Annotated in this window: 19 protein-coding genes and 1 pseudogene; 10 read left to right on the top strand and 10 right to left on the bottom strand. The window is 63.0% G+C overall.

Annotated elements, in window-relative coordinates:
- Positions 1-12: 12 nt before the first annotated feature.
- Complete coding sequence (locus LB556_RS21855; RefSeq protein ID WP_224569796.1) at positions 13-1089, bottom strand: GH25 family lysozyme; 1077 nt, start codon at positions 1087-1089, stop codon at positions 13-15.
- 235 nt (positions 1090-1324) lie between these two features.
- On the opposite strand from LB556_RS21855, the gene LB556_RS21850 reads away from it, so the two are divergent.
- Positions 1325-2293: a DUF1402 family protein gene (locus LB556_RS21850; RefSeq protein WP_224569795.1), complete on the top strand. Its 969-nt coding sequence runs from the start codon at positions 1325-1327 to the stop codon at positions 2291-2293.
- Positions 2294-2317: 24 nt separating this feature from the next.
- Positions 2318-2950 (top strand): DedA family protein, encoded by a 633-nt coding sequence (locus tag LB556_RS21845; RefSeq protein ID WP_224569794.1) that lies wholly within the window; start codon positions 2318-2320, stop codon positions 2948-2950.
- A gap of 130 nt (positions 2951-3080) precedes the next feature.
- On the opposite strand, the gene LB556_RS21840 is transcribed toward LB556_RS21845, so the two are convergent.
- The 5 genes from LB556_RS21840 to LB556_RS21820 all read right to left on the bottom strand — a co-directional run bounded on the left by LB556_RS21840 (position 3081) and on the right by LB556_RS21820 (position 6573).
- Positions 3081-3872, bottom strand: coding sequence for a phosphodiester glycosidase family protein (locus LB556_RS21840; protein ID WP_224569793.1), 792 nt, complete (start codon positions 3870-3872; stop codon positions 3081-3083).
- A 114-nt stretch (positions 3873-3986) separates the two neighbouring features.
- Positions 3987-4613: a transglutaminase-like cysteine peptidase gene (locus LB556_RS21835; RefSeq protein ID WP_224569792.1), complete on the bottom strand. Its 627-nt coding sequence runs from the start codon at positions 4611-4613 to the stop codon at positions 3987-3989.
- 144 nt (positions 4614-4757) lie between these two features.
- Entirely contained in the window at positions 4758-5630 is an 873-nt protein-coding gene (locus LB556_RS21830) for an undecaprenyl-diphosphate phosphatase (RefSeq protein ID WP_224569791.1), read from the bottom strand.
- Positions 5631-5828: 198 nt separating this feature from the next.
- Entirely contained in the window at positions 5829-6026 is a 198-nt protein-coding gene (locus tag LB556_RS21825; RefSeq protein WP_224569790.1) for a hypothetical protein, read from the bottom strand.
- A 151-nt stretch (positions 6027-6177) separates the two neighbouring features.
- Entirely contained in the window at positions 6178-6573 is a 396-nt protein-coding gene (locus LB556_RS21820) for a GFA family protein (protein WP_224569789.1), read from the bottom strand.
- 112 nt (positions 6574-6685) lie between these two features.
- On the opposite strand from LB556_RS21820, the gene LB556_RS21815 reads away from it, so the two are divergent.
- The gene (locus LB556_RS21815) at positions 6686-7714 is read left to right on the top strand and encodes an isopenicillin N synthase family dioxygenase (RefSeq protein WP_224569788.1); all 1029 of its coding nucleotides are present in this window, start codon (positions 6686-6688) and stop codon (positions 7712-7714) included.
- Positions 7715-7770: 56 nt separating this feature from the next.
- On the opposite strand, the gene LB556_RS21810 is transcribed toward LB556_RS21815, so the two are convergent.
- Positions 7771-8019, bottom strand: coding sequence for a ParB N-terminal domain-containing protein (locus tag LB556_RS21810; protein WP_008875526.1), 249 nt, complete (start codon positions 8017-8019; stop codon positions 7771-7773).
- Between the two features lie 319 nt (positions 8020-8338).
- Between LB556_RS21810 and LB556_RS21805 the strand changes: the two genes are divergently transcribed.
- Positions 8339-8590, top strand: coding sequence for an acyl-CoA thioesterase (locus LB556_RS21805; protein ID WP_224569787.1), 252 nt, complete (start codon positions 8339-8341; stop codon positions 8588-8590).
- Between the two features lie 15 nt (positions 8591-8605).
- Here LB556_RS21805 and LB556_RS21800 read toward each other — a convergent pair whose 3' ends face one another.
- The gene (locus LB556_RS21800; RefSeq protein ID WP_224569786.1) at positions 8606-9565 is read right to left on the bottom strand and encodes a LysR family transcriptional regulator; all 960 of its coding nucleotides are present in this window, start codon (positions 9563-9565) and stop codon (positions 8606-8608) included.
- A 136-nt stretch (positions 9566-9701) separates the two neighbouring features.
- Between LB556_RS21800 and LB556_RS21795 the strand changes: the two are divergent.
- The 6 genes and pseudogenes from LB556_RS21795 to LB556_RS21770 form a co-directional block, all read left to right on the top strand.
- Positions 9702-9921, top strand: a pseudogene (locus LB556_RS21795) (polar amino acid ABC transporter ATP-binding protein); the annotation flags it as partial.
- 8 nt (positions 9922-9929) lie between these two features.
- A complete protein-coding gene (locus LB556_RS21790; protein ID WP_411908603.1) occupies positions 9930-11570 on the top strand; it encodes a N,N-dimethylformamidase beta subunit family domain-containing protein in 1641 nt (546 codons plus the stop codon).
- A 1-nt stretch (position 11571) separates the two neighbouring features.
- The gene (locus tag LB556_RS21785; protein WP_224569784.1) at positions 11572-12957 is read left to right on the top strand and encodes an aspartate aminotransferase family protein; all 1386 of its coding nucleotides are present in this window, start codon (positions 11572-11574) and stop codon (positions 12955-12957) included.
- Positions 12958-12961: 4 nt separating this feature from the next.
- Positions 12962-13891 (top strand): 3-keto-5-aminohexanoate cleavage protein, encoded by a 930-nt coding sequence (locus tag LB556_RS21780; RefSeq protein ID WP_224569783.1) that lies wholly within the window; start codon positions 12962-12964, stop codon positions 13889-13891.
- 9 nt (positions 13892-13900) lie between these two features.
- Complete coding sequence (locus tag LB556_RS21775) at positions 13901-14419, top strand: GNAT family N-acetyltransferase (protein WP_224569782.1); 519 nt, start codon at positions 13901-13903, stop codon at positions 14417-14419.
- The gene (locus LB556_RS21770) at positions 14416-15444 is read left to right on the top strand and encodes a histone deacetylase family protein (protein ID WP_224569781.1); all 1029 of its coding nucleotides are present in this window, start codon (positions 14416-14418) and stop codon (positions 15442-15444) included. The genes LB556_RS21775 and LB556_RS21770 overlap by 4 nt, the downstream gene beginning before the upstream one ends.
- A 15-nt stretch (positions 15445-15459) precedes the next feature.
- Here the strand turns inward: LB556_RS21770 and LB556_RS21765 are convergent, their stop codons facing one another.
- Positions 15460-16728 (bottom strand): cysteine desulfurase-like protein, encoded by a 1269-nt coding sequence (locus LB556_RS21765; protein ID WP_224569780.1) that lies wholly within the window; start codon positions 16726-16728, stop codon positions 15460-15462.
- Between the two features lie 41 nt (positions 16729-16769).
- The gene (locus tag LB556_RS21760; protein WP_224569779.1) at positions 16770-17837 is read right to left on the bottom strand and encodes an aldo/keto reductase; all 1068 of its coding nucleotides are present in this window, start codon (positions 17835-17837) and stop codon (positions 16770-16772) included.
- Between the last annotated feature and the right edge of the window lie 127 nt (positions 17838-17964).

Here is a 17964-nt window from a genome sequence, read left to right as displayed (position 1 = left end):
CCTGGAATTGCTCTAGTCCGACTCAGCCATCATCTGCCGACCACTACCCCCGGCAGCCCAGGCACGCCATTGCCGCTCGTCGCCATGGAAGACGTTGAGATCGATGCGGCCGGTCACGCCATGCGACAGGCCGGAGCCGGAATACTGCCAGAACAGCCACTTGCGGTCGGGATAGACCTTTGACGGGTGCCGGGCTACGGCGCGCAGCCAGAAGGGATAATCTGGGAAGGCGCCGCGGAGATTGTCGTGATAGAAATCCGGCGCGGTGTAGATGATCGGACGCTGGCCATAGTGACGCTCCAGCTTGTCCATGAAAACCTGCATCTTCTCCAACACCTTTTCGCGCGACGGGCGCCGCTTGCAGGAGGAGTCGCCGTTCCACTCGACGTCGATCACCGGCGGCAGCGCGCCGTCCACCTTCGGCACGTTGCGAATGAACCAGTCGGCCTGCTCGCCGGCGGTGCGGCACCAGTAGAAGAAGTGATAGGCGCCGCGCTTCAGACCGGCGGCGTCGGCATTGCGCCAGTTCTTCATGAACAGGGGATCGAGATGGTCGCCGCCGTCGGTCGCCTTGATGTAGGCGAAGTTGGCGCCCTGGGCGCGAAGCTTTTCCCAATTCACGTCACCCTGCCAGCGCGACACGTCGACGCCGTGCACGGCAAGGTGACGGGGCGACGAGCGGCCGAAGTCGATCGGCTTGGCATCGCGGAAGCCGTAACGCGTGACCGGGCCCGCCAGCATGGGTGGTGCCGCCCGCGACAACAGCCTGGGCGGCGACACCAGGGCAGCCTCCTCGATCGGCGGCTCGACGCTGTCGGGCAGCTCAGGCGCCGGAAACGCCACCGTCTCTTCCTCCGCCAGGCCGAAGGGCCGAGCAGTGTCGTCATCGGATGCAATCTCAACCCGCTTGCGCGGCGCGTTCGCCCTTGCCACCGGAACGGATGCGATCGGCGCGCTTGGCCGGACCACCGAACTGGTGGTTTCATTGGAGGGCTTCTGCAGGTCGAGCGCGTCCATGCCCGATGTCGACGAACAGCCGGCAAGGCACAACGATGCGATCATGAAACTGACGACGCCTGGCAACCGCATCTGGACCTGTACTCAAACACAACAGACCGAAGGCGACGGCCAACGGACAACCAGACGAGTTATGAACGAGAAATTACCAATAAAGTTTGAATCAAGTTTTTACCATAGCTGTGGCCGCTTTCAGACAGTCGCCGGCGGACGCGCTGCCAAGCCTTGACAGCGCCATGATGTGGCTGTTGAGAACGGCGTGCGGCGTTTTTTGCAGGCGTTCCCAGGATTCTTCAAAAGGCACTCGATGACCGCGTTGCAGCGACTTCTCCTGATCCTACTGCTCGTCGCTCCCGGCGGAGAAGCTTTTTCGATACAGGCCGCGCATGCGAGCGGGCTGGTCGTCGTTCCCAAGGGGAACCGTTCCGCGACACAGCCGGCCATTCCGGAGGCATCGGCAACCCGAACCCGCGCCTTCAAGACCACCTACGATGAGAAGTACGAAAAAATCGTCGCGCTGTTGAAGCGCGAGAAGAGGCTGGTGGGCCACATCAAGCAGGTGGCGGCGGTCTACGACATCGACCCCATCCATGTCGTCGGTGCGCTGGTCGGTGAGCATACTTACAACGTCACCGCCGTCGGCTCGGCGCAGACCTACTATGTGAAGGCGCTGTCCTATTCCGGCCTCGACTTCGCCTTCCGCTACAAGGGCGTCACGGTGCAGTCCTTTGTCAAGCGTCCGGAGTTCGCCAGCTGCGCGGCGGCCAAGGACAGTGCTTCCCTGTGGAGCTGCCGCGACAGGGTCTGGGTCGAGCATTTCCGTGGCAAGTTGGTCGACGGCGTCGGTTACGACGCGATGACCTTCCAGCAGGCGTTCTTCCAGCCGTTCTTCGCCGGCCAGACCTTCGGCCTCGGCCAGATCAGCCCGCTGACCGCGCTCGAAGTGACGGACCTGGTCAACAAGGTGAGCGGCTACGACAGGCTCACGCCGGATAACCCGCAGGCGATCTATCGCGACGTCATGGATCCGGACCGCAGCATCGTCTACATTGCCGCGATCGTGCGCGACGCCATCGATGCCTACAAGGAACAAGGCTTCGACATTTCGGGCAATCCCGGGATCACCGCGACGCTCTACAATGTCGGCCAGCCACGGCTGCGGGCGGCCGCCCTTGCCGGTGGCAAGGGCGGCAAGCTGCCGGTGGAGAATTATTACGGCTGGCTCGTCAACGACAAGCTCGACGAACTCAGGAGCCTGCTCGACAGCGGCAGCTGAGGAACACTTTCAAAGGCAGCTTGCGTGCAGTCGTTCATCGACCAGAGCGTTTCTTTCATCGAGAACCATCAGGCCTGGGCAGGCCTCGTGGTCGGATTGCTGGCCTTCGGCGAATCGCTGGTGCTGGTCGGCATCCTGTTGCCCGGCACCACGGTGCTGATCATCGTCGGCGGCCTGGTGGGCGCCGGTATCGTCCAGCCCCTGCCCGTTCTCCTCGCCGCGATGGTTGGCGCGGCGCTCGGCGATACCATATCCTATTTTCTCGGCAAATGGCTCGGGCGTGGCGTCGTGCACAAATGGCCGCTCAACCGCTATCGCCGCGAGATCGCCAGGGCGCGCCTGTTCTTCCACCGCTACGGTTTCGCCGCGGTTTTCGTCGGCCGCTTCTTCGGCCCGGTGCGTGCCACAGTGCCGCTGGTCGCGGGCATGATGGGCATGAACAGGCGCCGCTTCCAGATCGCCAACATCCTGTCGGCGGTCATATGGGCGCCGGTCGTGCTGTCGCCCGGATGGCTGGTGGCGAAGGGAGCGGGCAGCCTGCCCGAACTCGACGCGACCAGCCTGTTCGGCCTGGCGGTGACCGCCGCCATCGTAGCGGCGATCATCGTCGCCGTGGTTGTCATCAGACTGCGCGGCAAGCGCGATGTACAAGCTTAGAGCAATTCCAGGAAAAGTGCGTAGCGGTTTTCCGTCCGGAATTGCGTGAAAACAAAGAGTAGAACGGTTCAGCGATTCTATCAAACGCTGAACCGTTCTAGGGCCTGTCATGATCGAGGGTGACAGGGCGTCAGCCGCGTTTCCTGAAGACGCCGATCATCGGGCCAAGGTTCCAGTAGTCGTCGTTACGGCCAATGGCCGGAGCGAGCAGGCTCGATATCGTGCCGTCGAGAAAGAGCGCGTTATCGCAGCCGAGCGCGTCGCGAAACAGGCGGGCAAAGGCATGGAACGTCACCGTGCCGTTCGAGATGGCAAAGACGACGATCCCGTCCTTTCGCACGCCGACGCCGTCCCGGCTCTTGCGCGAGGTGCCGTCGGCCCGGAATTTCGGGTGAAGCTGGCCGTCGATCACCAGCATTGGGCCCGATTGTGTCGCATAGTCGGTGGCTGGCCGTTGCCTGACGAAGTCCCTGGTCGCCCGGACGACGGCCTTGCCGCCGCCGATGTAGAAGATGCCGTTCGGCTGCAGCGAAAAATTTCCGCTGCCCGACCCCATCTTCACACCGGCCATTTCATGGCTGCGTTCGACATAGAGGCCGACCGGCCTGAGGTCGGGGTGATACATGCCCGCATTGATGGCAAACAGCATGGTACGGCCGGCGGTGCGCTGGGCGCTGTCGAGATTGTGCAGCGATTGAAACGGCTTGCCTGCCGGGTCTTTCCAGAACAATTCGATCGAATACAGCTTCGGATCGACCTCGCAGACAAGAAAGCTGGCCGCCTCGAAGGCGACGTCACGGCACGGCGGCACCGCCGCCAACCACTGGCCCAACGCCATCGTCGTGGCGACCGCCTGGGGCAACGCGGCCTTGACCAAAGTCAGCAACAAGGGCGCCGAATGCAGCAGTGTCAAAAAATCCATCAGCGTTCCGGATTGTCGGTTCCAACGAAATGTCGTGGATAGCACCGCTCGCCGGCAGGATGAAGGATTTGCTCAGGGGAAAGCGTGGATGACGGCCGGGACGCCCGGCCACGGCTATTTGACGGCGCTGACCAGCTTCTCTTCGCCGGCAAGGATGGAAACCCAGTGTCCCGTGTTGTCGCTCGCCTGTCTTTTCAGATACCAATACGGCGTCTGGTTCCAGAGACGAACCTTGTCGACGAGATTATCGAGAATGAAGTCACCCTTGTCGGTGCGCACCGTCAGCACGGCGTGGCCCTCGCCGTCCGGCTTGCGAACCACCGTCATCAGGAGATTGGCTACGGCGATGCCAAGACTGTTGAGCTCGCGCCGCTTTTCCAGCGCGTAATCCTCGCAATCGCCGAAGCCATTGTCCGGATAAGCCCACCATTCCTCCTTGCCGTAATTGTCCATGTCGCTCATCGGACTGACGCGCGTGTTGACCGAAAGGTTTACGGCGCTGATCTCCCGCGACAGCTTGGCGGTCATGCGTTCCGGCTCGCTATCGGGCGTACGGATCGAGCACTCGGCGGCATGAATCCGGCAAAAATCATAGTGACCTATCGGCTGGGAGGTTGAGCCGCCGACAACCATGGAAACGGGAGCCGTGTAGGCGGAATTCGCCGCCGAACAGAAAGCAATCAAGGCAATCGTGAGCCCCAGCCCCTTCGCCTTCCGGCGCAAACCCAACGAGGATGCCATGCGGCTCCGCCCCCTGTTTTATTAACAGAACGTTAAGGGCGGACATTGGCGGGAGTCAATGAAGGCTTCCGATCACATCTTCGGGCGTTGCCCGATGCACCGTGGCGGTTGCAGCGGCGCAACACCGGAAGCGTGCGATCCGGCCTAGGCAAGCCATCCGGTTGCCACGCCCAGCAGCAGGACGACCCCGAGCACACCTCGATAGATGACGAAAGGCCATGCGGAGAAGCGTTCGAGCACACGCATCAGGCCCCAGATGGCGAAGAAGGCGGAGATCGAGGCGACCACCAGTCCGAGGCCGAGAACCGACCAGCCATAGGCATCGAGGTGAACCTTGTGCAGTTCCCACAATTCCTTGAGGCCGGCGAGCGCGATGGCCGGCAGCCCGAGCAGGAACGAGAAGCGTGCCGCCTCGGCCCGCTTGAAGCCGAGCCCCAATGCCGCCGTCAAAGTCGAGCCCGAGCGCGAAACGCCGGGTATCAGCGCGCCGACCTGGGCGACGCCGACCAGAAGCGCGTCGGCAAGCGAAGCTTCCCCCATGCTGCGGCGGTGGCGGGCGAAAATCTCGGCCAGCGCCAGCAGGATCGCCATGACGATGCAGGCCCAGCCGATCACACTCAGGCTGCGCAGCGGCGAATTGCAGGTGTTGAGAACGCCCGAGAGAGCCACGCCGGCAATGACGATGGGGATCGTCGCGAGCACGATCCAAAGCGCCAGGCGGAAATGCCGGTCGGCAAAATCGCGGCGCGTGAGGGCGTTGATCGATCCGAAGAGGAGATCCCTCACATCGCCCCAGAAATAGCTGACCACGGCGGCAAGAGCGGCAAGCTGCATGGCTGCGGAGAAGGCGGAACCCGGATCCTGCCAGCCAAGCACCGCCGGCACGATGCGCATGTGGGCGGTCGAGGAAATTGGCAGCAATTCGGTGATGCCCTGCACCAGGCCTAGAAACGCGACCTTGGCAAATCCAAGGCCAACGAAGCCCGTATCCACGCCTTGAGTGCAGATGTCAGCCATGTCGGGTTCCGTGTGCGAGAGATCTAAATTGCGATGAACCGGCCCCTATCGGCCAGTCCGGGAGCAAGCCTTACCGTCACGGATCGTATAATCAATTTACGGATTTGTAAGCTGGCGCCGCCGCGCCGAATGCACGCAGTTCAAAACCGGCCCAAGGGCCGGCCTGTGTCGCGGAAAGGGGCAAATCAGCAAGGCGATTCAGGGGCACAGCCACAGTTTCTGGCAGGTCCTGGCGATCACATGCGCCGGAGGGACAACCGGTTCCTCGCGTGAAGGCCGGCGGGCCCGCTCCAGCAGCATGCGGACCTGTTCAGGGCGCACACGGTCGCGCTCCATCACAAGCAGGACCATCGGATCGCTCAAAAGCTCGTCCAGGGTGCTGATGCTGTCGTTCATCCGTCGTCTCCTCGAATGCCGGGCCCGCGACGCTTAGATAGGGAGACAAAGATGGCCTGCCAATGACGCTTTGCCGGCTATCGCGTGTCTGTTTGGATTAATTTTTGGCCATGCCTAGGCAGGCCTCTCGTGTGGACGGGAAGGAGGAAGCCTAGGCCGGCGGAGCGCCTTCATATTGCGGCAGGCCGTCGTCCAGCATCACCCAGGGCTGTTTCGAAGCGGTCCAGATATGCATCTGGGGCCTGAACAGCGATGGGTCGTCGAGCGAGCCGGTGGTCAAACCGATGGTGCCGGCGGAATCGCGCCGCGAAAACATCGTCGTGCCGCAGTTCGGACAGAAGCCGCGCTTGAGGTCCGGCGAGGTATAGACCGTGGCCCACGGGCCCTCGACCGTAACATCGTCGATGCGGAACAGGACACGCGCATTGAAGGCCGCGCCGATCGCCTTCTGGCAGAGTCGGCAATGACAGATTCTCTCGTTGACGGGGGCGGCGTCGGTGCGATAGCGCACCGCCCCGCACAGGCATCCGCCCTCATATTCTGCCATCGCCAGGATCCGTTGGTGGAGTGAACAGGCGGAAGGTACCGGCGTGGCCGGTTGGGTCAATTGAAAAGCTTTGATACAAGGTCATCGACTATCGTGATGCGGCAGGACCTTCATGACACCGGACATCGAAACGATCGGCATTATAGACCTGTTCGGACCGCCCTCGCCGGCCCGCGACCGCGCCGACGCCAGGATCATGGCCGCCGCGTCCGGCATCGGCTTCGTGGCGGTCCGGGATTTTCCCGGCGATGACTGGCTGACACCGGACAAGCGCGCGCGATTGCTGCGCATCTTCGCGCTTCCCGATGCCGGGAAGCGGGAATTGCTGCGCTGGAATTTCGATCATACGAGCAAGAATTTCTACCGCGGCTGGTTCCCGCTGCAGCCGAAAGCCGTTTCCTACAAGGAAGGTATCGACATGGGGCCGGACCTTGCCGATCCGGCGCGCGGGGCTCTTTCCGACGATCCCTTGTGCGAGCCGACCCCATTGCCGGCCGAAAATGCCTTGCCCGGCTGGCGAACCGCCACAGCCGACTATTATCGCGCGATGGAGACGGTCGGCAACATGCTGATGCGGTCGATCGCCCGCGGGCTTGGCCTCCCGGAAACGATCTTCGATCCATATTTCGACGGCGGCATCTCGACGCTGCGCCTGATCCGCTATCCCCTGCGCGACGCCAATGCCGGCGTCGACACAAGCGGCCCGGAGTTCTCGGTGATCCACAAAGGCGAGACGCGCACCATCATCGGCCGCGAACATGCCGATTCAGGCTTCGTCACCTTGCTGGCGCAGGACGGCGTCGACGGCTTGCAGGCAAAGAACCTGGCCGGCGAATGGATCGACGTGCCACCAGCCAACGGCACGCTGGCGGTCAATTTCGGCCAGTTGCTGGAACGCTGGACCGGCAGCCGCGTGCGAGCAACACGGCACCGGGTCATTGCGCCAAAAACGGTGCGGTTCTCCATCCCGTTCTTCTACGAGCCGCGCGTCGACGCGGAAATCGCGGCCCTGCCATTGGCGGGCGCCGAACCCTTCGAGCCGTTTCTCTATGGCGACTATCTCTGGGAGTCGGCGACGAACTTCGTCGAGATGAGCGGCATCAAGCATCTGAGGCAGCCGCGCCGCACCAGGGTTTCCTGAACAGCAGGCCTGCCGTCTCGCTCGGAGATTGCGCGGGTTGGACGAAGGAGCGCGCCTCAGTGGCGCTTGGCTTGCACCAGATAGGCGTCGATCTCTGTCTCGCCGAGCCATTTTGCGGCTTCGAGCCGATGCAGGCCTTCAACGAGGATATGGCGCTTGCCGTCGTGGCGGACCTGGATCGGCGTCTTCATGCCGTTCTCCAATATGTCCTCGGCGAGATGCCGGACAGTTTCAGGATGCAGCGTCTTCTTGCGCGCGGTGGGCACGTAGATGTCGTCGACCTTGACCTTTTGCACCCTCAGCATGCCTGTCCCCGTGGCGGAACGGCCGCCGTCTTCCTGAGATAGTCGGTTTGTTCAGGAGGGCCAAGGGCGCGGCTAATGAATATCGTCCCGTCCACCGGTTTGCTTCTCACACGCGTTTCGATATGGCGTCTCGCGATCTCAACCGGGGCACCGCACCATGACCAAATCCCTACTCACCTTCGTCGGCGTAGCCCATGCTGGATGTGCGACGTGATGGGAGACATGAACGTGCGCCATACGCGGCGATGTTCGACGATGCCAGTTTCCAGCTGCTCGGCCATATCGCCGGACAGGACGGCAGCCAGGTGTCAAGGATCGGATGGCCGACGTGCGCACCGAGATCTACTATCGCCACGAAACGAAAGCCAGCTCGCTGATCACCATCCGCTCGCATGTCGCGAAAATCGGCCGGACCTCCGTCACCTTCGAACAGGTCATGTCAGGCTCGCTCGACGGTGTAGTCCATGCATCGAGCCGGACGACCAGCGTGCGCTTCGACCTTGCCGCGCGCGCCTCGGTGGCGCTGGACGATCCAATGCGTGACCGCGCTTCGGCCTTCCTCGTCGAATAGGGCGACGCTAGCCTTTCAATCGCCGTAGATACGATCCTGCAGGGGCGTTTCGGCGATCAAGGCCTGAATCCCGGACAAAAGCGCCTTCTCCGCCCGATTCATCGCCTTATCGGGATTGGTCAGCAGGAATATGTCGATAGCCGGCGGCGCATCGTAGGGCGGCAGCCGCCACAGCGCCCCGTCCGCCACGTCGCGCCGCGCCACATGCAGCGGCAGTGGGCCGATGCCGAGCCCAGCGACGATCATGCGCCGCACCTCTTCCAGGCTAGACGACACACCGACGACATCGGCGTTCAGCTTGGCCTCGCTGCGCAGCAACGCCACCGGCCGCAAGGCATCCGAAATGTGATCGGTCTGGAAGGACACGGACGGCTCGCCTCGCAGGTCGGCAAGCGTCAGCCCGGTTTTTCCATAGAGCCTGTGCCGCGGGCCGCAGAAAAAGCCGAAAAACTCGCGGTAGACCATCGCGTAATCCAGCGTCGGATCTCGCTGGCCGACAAGGCAGATGCCGAAGGAAGCGCGGCGCTCCCGCACCTGCTTGGCGACTTCCGTGCTTGCCGCGACCGAGATTGTGATGGAGGCGCGCGGGTAGTTGCGGTGGAATTCCGCCAGCGCCCGGTCGAAGAGTGGTGAGACGACGTGGCTGGCGGTCGCGACCATGACGTGGCCAGTGACCTCGTCGCTGATTCCGCGCATCAGCAGCGGCAGTTGCGATATGGTGCCGAACACCTCCACGCTCTGCTCATAGATCAGGCGCCCGACCTCGGTGAGTTCGAAGCGTGTCGCATCGCGCTCGACCAGTCGCCGGCCAACCCGATCCTCCAGGCGCCGCAGAGCGTTGCTGACGCTGGGTTGCTTGAGATTGAGGCGCTCGGCGGCGCGCGTGATGCTTTTCACCTCGGCGATGACGACGAATGTGCGCAGCAGGTTCCAGTCGAGATCCCAGACCAGCCGTTCGGGGCGCGGCAATGCCATTCCTGATATCTATGCTCTCTATTTCCATTATCTATTTGCGCAATGCTGGAGCAAAGGCAATCATTACCGGCAGGAGAGCGCCCCAACGCCTCCCAAGAACAAGCCTTCGCGCTCCATCCAGAGGACAGAATTCAGACTGGTCGACGAGGTCAACGCGGTGATGAAACAGCTTGCGGCCGAGCACATGACCGTGCTCATCGTAAACCCATGAGATGCGCTTTGCTGGCGAAGTCGCGGACCGTGTGCTGTTCATGGACGGCGGCGTGGTCGTCGAGGAAGGCCCACCGATCGAGATCTTCCGTTCGCCGCAGAAGGAACGCACGCGCGCCTTCCTCAAGAAACATCTTTCCGCCTGAGCAAGATGATGACCAGATTGATCCCTGAATTCCCCGATTTCGGACTGACCGTGGAGCAGCGCCGCCACGCGGTGCGCGGCCATTATTACGAATGGCCCGGGATGGACGGCGAGCGCGGCGAAATCTGGTGCTACAGCGACCGGTTTTCGTATCGTGCCGGTGAGACGGTTACGCTGTATGTCAGCTCGACCGCTCCGTCCTTCGGGATGACGATCGTTCGGGACGGCGGCACCGAGACGAAAATGTTCGAGAAATCGGGCATCGCGGCACGCTGGCAGGACAGTCCGGACCAGTGCTCGGCCGAAGGCTGCGGCTGGGAAGCCTCCTTTGAGCTTCGCGTAGGGAGCGACTGGTCGTCCGGGCCCTACCGCGTGACGCTGACCGCCGATGGACGCGGCGGCAAGCCGATCCAATGCCACCATTTGTTCATCGTCAGCCCCCAGCCTGGCCGAAAACCCGGCCGCATGCTGCAGGTTGCGGCGACAGGTACCTGGCTTGCCTACAACACCTGGGGCGGCTCCAACCATTATCAGGGCATCACCGGGCCGGACCGCGACCGGTATTCGCCCATCGTGTCGACGCAGCGCCCCTGGTGCCGCGGCTTCGTCGTGCTGCCCAGGGATGCGCCGCGCGTGCCACTGGAGGTCGCGGTGCCGCCGAAGACCGTGCCGCGTTATCCGCACATGGAATGGGCGCTCGCCACCGGTCATTCGAAGAAATACGCCTCCTCGGGCTGGGCCAGCTACGACAGCCATTTTTTTCGCTTTGCCGAACGACAAGGCTACGGCGTCGACCTCGCCAGCCAGCACGACCTGCATTTTTCGCCGGAGATTCTCGACGGATACGACTGCGCGGCCTTTGTCGGCCATGACGAATACTGGACCTGGGAGATGCGCGACGCGGTCGACAGCTATGTCGAGCGCGGCGGCCATGCGGCACGCTTTGCCGGCAATTTCATGTGGCAGACGCGGCTTGAGGACGAAGGCCGCCGGCAGGTCTGCTACAAATACCGCGCGCGCGCCGAAGATCCCGCCTATCGCGGTGGCGACGTGACGCGCGCCACCAATTCCTGGGAAGCGCCCGAAATCGGCCGACCGGGTTCCGCGACCTTCGGGCTCAACGCCACCCGTGGCCTCTACGCGGGCTGGGGCGGCTGCGCGCCGCGGGGCGTGCGCGGTTTTCCGGTCTACCGGCCCGAGCATTGGGCCTTCGCCGGCACCGGCATCTACTACGGCGACCTGCTCGGCGCCGACAGCCATGTCTATGGTTATGAGGTCGATGGGCTCGATTTCGAACTACGCGGTGGCCTGCCCTACCCGACCGCGACCAGCGGTGCGCCCGACGGCTTGCAGGTGCTGGCCGTCGGCATGGCAAGCCAGGTCGAGGAAAGTGCCGACATCCCGGTCGAGGACCAGTTCCTGACCGACGAGGATGGCCGCTTCAGCGCCGAAACGCTGTTTGGCGAGGGGAGCGACGCCAATCTTGAAAAGGTCAAACGCAGCAATGGCATGATCGTCAATTTTCCACGCGGCAAGGGCGAAGTATTCCACGCCGGAAGCTGCGAATGGGTTGCCGGCCTGCTAAGACAAGACCCGATGGTCGAACGGGTCACCCAAAATGTCCTCGATCGCTATCTTGGAAAGTCCTGACATGTCTAAGGTCCAGCCTGCCATTCAAGACGCCGACGCCCGGCGTCAATCGCATTTGTTCTATCTGTCCAGCCTGCGCCGGCCGCTGATCGACCGCGCCGAAGGCATCTACATGTGGACGCAGGACGGCCGCCGTTTCATCGATGGATCGAGCGGCCCCATGGTCGCCAATATCGGCCATTCCAACCGCAACGTGCTGGACGCTATGAAGCGGCAGATGGACCGCGCCACCTTCGCCTACCGCCTTCATTTCGAGAACGAGCCGGCGGAAGAACTCGCGCGTGAACTCGCGGGAAAACTGCCGGAAGGCATGGACCGTATCTTCTTCGTTTCGGGCGGCTCGGAGGCGACGGAATCCTGTATCAAGCTGGCGCGGCAATGGGCTGTCGCCACCGGCCAGCCCAGCCGCTGGAAGGTGATCACGCGCTTCCCCTCCTATCATGGCGGCACTTTGGGTTCGCTTTCGATCACCGGCGACGACGCGCTGGCCGAGACTTTTGAACCGATGATGCGGGTGATGCCGACGGTGCCGGCGCCGACCGCCTGGCGCGACCGCGACAATCTCTCGATGGAACAGCGCGGCGTCCGCTACGCCGACATGCTGGAGGAAAAGATCCTCGCGGAAGGTGCCGAAAGCGTCGTCGCTTTCATCATGGAACCGATCGGCGGGGCCGCGACCGCGGCCCTGGTGGCCCCCGACAGCTACTATGCCCGGGTCCGCGAGATCTGCGACCGCTACGGCATCCTGCTCATCCATGACGAAGTGATGAGCGGTGCCGGCCGCACCGGCAAGTTCCTCGGCGGCGACCACTGGAACTGCAAGCCGGACATCGTCGCGCTGTCGAAGGGACTGGGCTCGGGCTATGCGCCGCTCGGGGCGCTGGCGGCGCCTATGCGACTGGTCGAGCCGCTGCTCGCTTCCGGCGGCTTCCAGCACGGCCACACCTACGCCGGCAACCCGCTGGCCTGCGCAGCCGGGCTTGCGGTGCTGGGCGAAATGGACCGGCTCGATCTGATCGCCAATGCGGCTGCCATGGGCGATGTTCTGATGAACGGATTGAAGGGGCTGGCGAAGCGCTTTCCGTTCATTGCCGACGTGCGCGGCAAGGGGCTGCTTACAGGTGCCGAAATGGTCGCCGATCCCGATACGCTGAAACCGATCGAGCAGAGCAAGAAAGCGACGCAGCGGTTGCTCGACCTCGCCTATGAACGGGGGCTGATCATCTATGGCCGCAGGGTCAAGGGCGGCGTCGACGGCGACAATTTCATGGTCGCACCGCCGATGATCGTCACCAGCGATCAGGTCGGCGAGATCATCTCGATCATCGGCGATTCGCTTGAGGTTCTGGCCTCCGAACTCGACCTGCCTGTCGAAGGCCGGGGGTAAAGGAATGGCGCCGCGAAAAGTCATCATCACCTGCGCCGTCACAGGCTCGGTGCACACGCCGTCGATGTCGCCCTACCTGCCGGTGACGCCGGACCAGATTGCCGCTGACGCCATCGCGGCGGCCGAAGCCGGCGCCTCGATCCTGCATCTGCATGCCCGCGACCCCAAGGACGGACGGCCGACGGCCGATCCGGACGTCTACATGCAGTTCCTGCCGCGCATTAAGCAGGCGACATCGGCGGTGATCAACATCACCACCGGTGGCTCCTCGCTGATGACGCTGGACCAGCGGCTGGCGGCACCGCTGCGGGCCGAGCCCGAAATGTGCTCCCTCAATATGGGCTCGATGAATTTCGCGCTGTTCCCGATGCTCGACAAGCCCCGGGAGTGGCAGCACGAATGGGAGCCCAAACTGCTCGAAGCCACCCGCGACACCATCTTCAAGAACACCTTTGCCGACATGGAAGGTGTGCTCGACAGACTGGGCAAGGGCTGTGGCACGCGCTTCGAATTCGAGTGCTACGATGTCGGCCACCTCTATTCGCTGGCGTATTTCCGCGACCGGGGGCTGGTTTCGGGGCCACTGTTCATCCAGTTCGTGCTGGGCATTCTGGGCGGCATCGGCGCCGATCCCGACAATCTCATCCATATGAAGCGTATCGCCGACAAATTGTTTGGCGACAGCTACCAGTTCTCGGTGCTGGCCGCCGGGCGCAACCAGATGCCACTGATCTCGATCGCCGCGGCCATGGGGGGCAATGTGCGTGTCGGGTTGGAAGACAGTCTCTATGACGGCCGCCAGTTGGCGAAATCCAACGCCGACCAGGTGCGCCGCATCCGTGGCATCCTCGATGGGCTGTCGCTGGAGGTTGCCACGCCGGCTGAAGCGCGCGACATGCTGGCGCTCAAGGGCGGCGACCGGGTGGCGTTTTGAGACAAGACGGTGACTAATCCAGCCTCCAATGCTGTTATCCTCCGCCCCGGCACCATCGATGACGTCGAAACCATCCACGCGGCCATCCTGAAGCTCGGCACCCATATCGGCGCGCCCGAGGAAATCATCTCGACGGCGGACGATCTCAGAATCTGGGGTTTCGGCGAAAAGCCCGCCTTCTCGACCTTGATTGCCGAAGTTGATGGCGAATTCGCCGGGCTTTGCCTACACTTTCCGATCTTCTCGACCTGGATGGGACGGCCTGGCGTCTATGTGCAGGACCTCTATGTCGAGGACCGGTTTCGCGGCCGCAAGATCGGCGAACGCCTGCTGCGGCGCGTGGCGGCCGAGTGCCGCAGGGATGGCGGGGTCTATCTCAGGCTGTCCGTCGACACCGACAACGAGGGCGCCAAGGGTTTTTACGAGAGGCTGGGCATTGCCTGGTCGAGCTACGAGCAGACTCAGAAAATCGTCGGCGAGGCGTTTTTCGCCTTTGCGGACGCGCCGGAAAACGGGGAACAGGAATGAAAGCGTTCTATGCCGAGGAGCAGAAGCGGCACGACCCCAAGGCCTTTCTTTCCAGTGGCGCGCCGCAGCCCAATCCGGAAAAGCCGGAGCGCGTCGAGAGATTGTTAGCCGGCGCAAAATCTGCCGGCTGCACGATCGAACGGCCCCGCGATCATGGGCTTGGTCCGGTCGCGGCGGTACATACGCCCGAATATCTCGACTTCCTCAAGCACATTTTTGAGCGTTGGCAGCGCATCGAGGGCGCCTCTGCCGAGGTGATTCCCAACATCCATCCCATCGCGCGCAGCGGTTCCTATCCGGCCTCGGCGGTCGGCCAGGCCGGCTACCACATGGCTGACACCGCCTGCCCGATCTCCGGCGAGACCTGGCAAAGCGCGCTGTGGAGCGCCTGGAGCGCGGTTGAAGCGGCGGAAACGGTCATGGCAGGCGCTTCCGGCGCCTATGCGCTGTGCCGCCCGCCTGGCCATCACGCCTTTGCAGATGTCGCCGGCGGCTTCTGCTTCATCAACAACTCGGCCGTCGCGGCCCAGGTGCTGCGCAAGCAGGCCGCGCGCGTGGCCATCCTCGATGTCGACCTCCATCACGGCAACGGAACGCAAGGCATCTTCTATGCGCGGCCCGACGTACTCACCGTCTCGCTGCATGCCGATCCCGTGCGCTTCTATCCCTTCTTCTGGGGCCATGCCGACGAGCGCGGCGAAGGGCCTGGCCTCGGCTACAACTTCAACCTGCCGCTGCCACGCAAATCCGCGGATGCCGCGTTTCTGGAGGCGCTCGCCGTGGCATTCCAGCGCATTCGCGCCTTCTCGCCCGATGCGCTGGTCGTGGCGCTCGGGCTCGACGCCTTCGAGCGCGATCCGTTCGGCGGACTTTCGGTGACGACGCCAGGCTTCTCGCGCATCGGCGAGGCCATCGCCGGGCTCGGACTGCCCACGGTCATCGTCCAGGAAGGCGGCTATCTCTGCGACGAACTCAGCGACAATCTTACCGCCTTCCTCACCGGTTTTGGCGGCAAGGCGCGGTGACCGTTCGAGCCCACGTCAAGAACGTTGCTGCCTGAGCATGCCAACCACCCGGTGCACGCTCTCCAGCGTCTCGTCGATTTCGGGCGCCGTATTGTAATGCGCGATGCCGATGCGCACGACGCCTTGCTCGGCTGGAATGCCGAGTTGATGGACGATTTCCCAGGCATAGTTGTGGCCCGACCACAGGAAGATGTTTTCGGCGTTCATCTGCCGCACGATCGTTTCTGGCGCTATACCGTCCACGGTGAACGAGACCGTCGGCACACGATCGCGCAGCCGTTTCGGATCGGTGATGCCGTGGACTGTCAGCCCTGAAATGTCGGACATGCCATTGATCAGCCTTTGCGCCAGCGGATTTTCATAGGCGATGGAGGCTTCGAACGCCTTGGCAATCCTGCGCCTTCTCGACCCACCCTCACCGGCCGAGGCGCCGAGCCCGGCAAAATAGTCGACCGTGGCGGTGAGCCCGGCCATCAGTTCGATCTGCGGTGTGCCGAGTTCGAAGCGCTCCGGCAGGCCGTTCGAGGAGCAGCGGCATTTATAGGCCTCCAGCTCTTCGATGACCTCGCGCCGGCCCCATAAAATGCCCATGTGCGGACCGAAGAATTTGTATGCCGAGCAGATCAGGAAATCGCAGCCGAGCTCCTGCACGTCGATCAAACCATGCGGCGCGAACTGCACGGCATCGACATAAACCAGCGAGCCGCCCTGTTTCGCAAGTTGCGTCAAGGACTTGACCCGGTTGATCGAGCCGGTGAGATTGCTGGCGTAGTTCAATGCCACCAGCCGTGTCTTCCCGGATAGCAGACCGGCGAGCGTCGCCTCCTCGACCTGCCAGGTCTTTTCATCGAACGGCAGCCAGCGCACGACGAGGCCAAGGTCCTCGGCCAGTTGCAGCCAGGGCGACACATTGCCCTCATGGTCCATGCGGGTGAGGATGATCTCGTCGCCGGGCTTCATCGTGCGGCCAAGCGTGCGTGACATGTGATAGGTCAGCGTCGTCATGTTGGCGCCAATGACGATCTCCCGGGGGCTCGCCGCGCCAAGGAAATCGGCCATCGCCTGATGCGCATCGTCAACGACCTGCTGCGCCGCGACCGTCGTTTCAAAATAGCCGCCAAGGTTGGCGTTGGTCGTCAACAGGCAGCGCGAGACCGCGTCGGCCACCGCCTGAGGCACCTGCGTGCCGGCAGGATTGTCGAGATAGATGCGCCGGCGTCCTTTGTCGGTCAGCGAGAGAGCGGGAAATTTTCCACGCACGGCCTCGATCGAAAAATCCACCATTGTCTCCACCCCTTTGCTGTTGCTTGAAATTCCTGGCCCGGTCACGGGCAGGGATTGCCGACCCGCTGGTGAACCGCATCCACCGCCTTCTGCATTTCTTCGGTCCAGACGACATCGACGGAAGACAGCGCCATCTCGAGCTGTGCAACCGATGTCGCGCCGACAATGTTCGACGTGACAAAAGGCCGGCTCGACACATAGGCATTGGCAAACAGCGCCGGCTCCAGGCCGAAAGAGCGCCCCAGGTCATTGTATTCGAGCTGCGCTTCGGCGGCATTGGGCGTCTCGTAACGCTGACCGCGATTGAAGAGCTGCGAGCGCGAGCCCTGCGGGCGGGCGCCATGGTCGTATTTGCCGGTCAGATAGCCCTGCGCCAGTGGCGAATAGGCGAGCAGCGACACCTCTTCGCGCTCGCAGACCTCCGCAAGGTTCACCTCGAAGGTGCGGTTGACCAGATTATAGGCGTTCTGGATCGAGGCGACGCGCGGACCGATCCCTTTGCCTGCCTCCGCAAGGAAGCGCATCACGCCCCACGAACTCTCGTTCGAAAGGCCGAAATGGCGGATTTTTCCTGCCCGCACCAATTCGTCGAACACCGCAAGCGTCTCGGCGATCGGCGTCTCGCCGACTGACGCGCCGACAGAATCGGCACGCCGCCCCACCGCGCCGACGCGTGTCGGGTTGGCGCCCCAGGGAATGTCTCGTTCCGGCCAGTGGATTTGATAAAGGTCGAGATAGTCCGTGCCGAGCTTGGCCAGCGACTTGTCGATGGCATCAAAGATATCGGCCCGCACCAATTGTGAGGGCCGGTCGCCGCGAAACCAGCGGTTGGCCGTGCGGCCGACGACCTTCGAGGCAAGGATCACCTTGTCGCGATTGCCCTTGGCCTTCATCCAGGTGCCGATGATCCTCTCGGTCCGTCCCTGCGTCTCCGCCTTGGGCGGGATCGGATAGAGCTCGGCGGTGTCGATGAAATTGACGCCACGCGAAAAGGCCAGGTCCATCTGGGCATGGCCCTCGGCTTCGGTGTTCTGTTGGCCCCAGGTCATCGAACCAAGGCAAATCTGGGTAACAAGAAGATCGGTCCCACCGAGACGGCGTTTGTGCATGGGAATTTCTGCTCCGGAGGGAAGGCTTGCGCGGTGCGCGGGAGGAGATCGCATCTTACAGGAAAGCGGAGACACTCTCCAAGCCTGGCCGGACCGACTTTTGCGGGAATTGAACGGCGTCTAGAGC

The sequence above is a fragment of the Mesorhizobium sp. ES1-4 genome, from assembly GCF_020164745.1.
In the GTDB taxonomy this organism is placed as follows: Bacteria; Pseudomonadota; Alphaproteobacteria; order Rhizobiales; family Rhizobiaceae; genus Mesorhizobium.
This window is presented reverse-complemented; position numbering and strand designations above follow the sequence as displayed.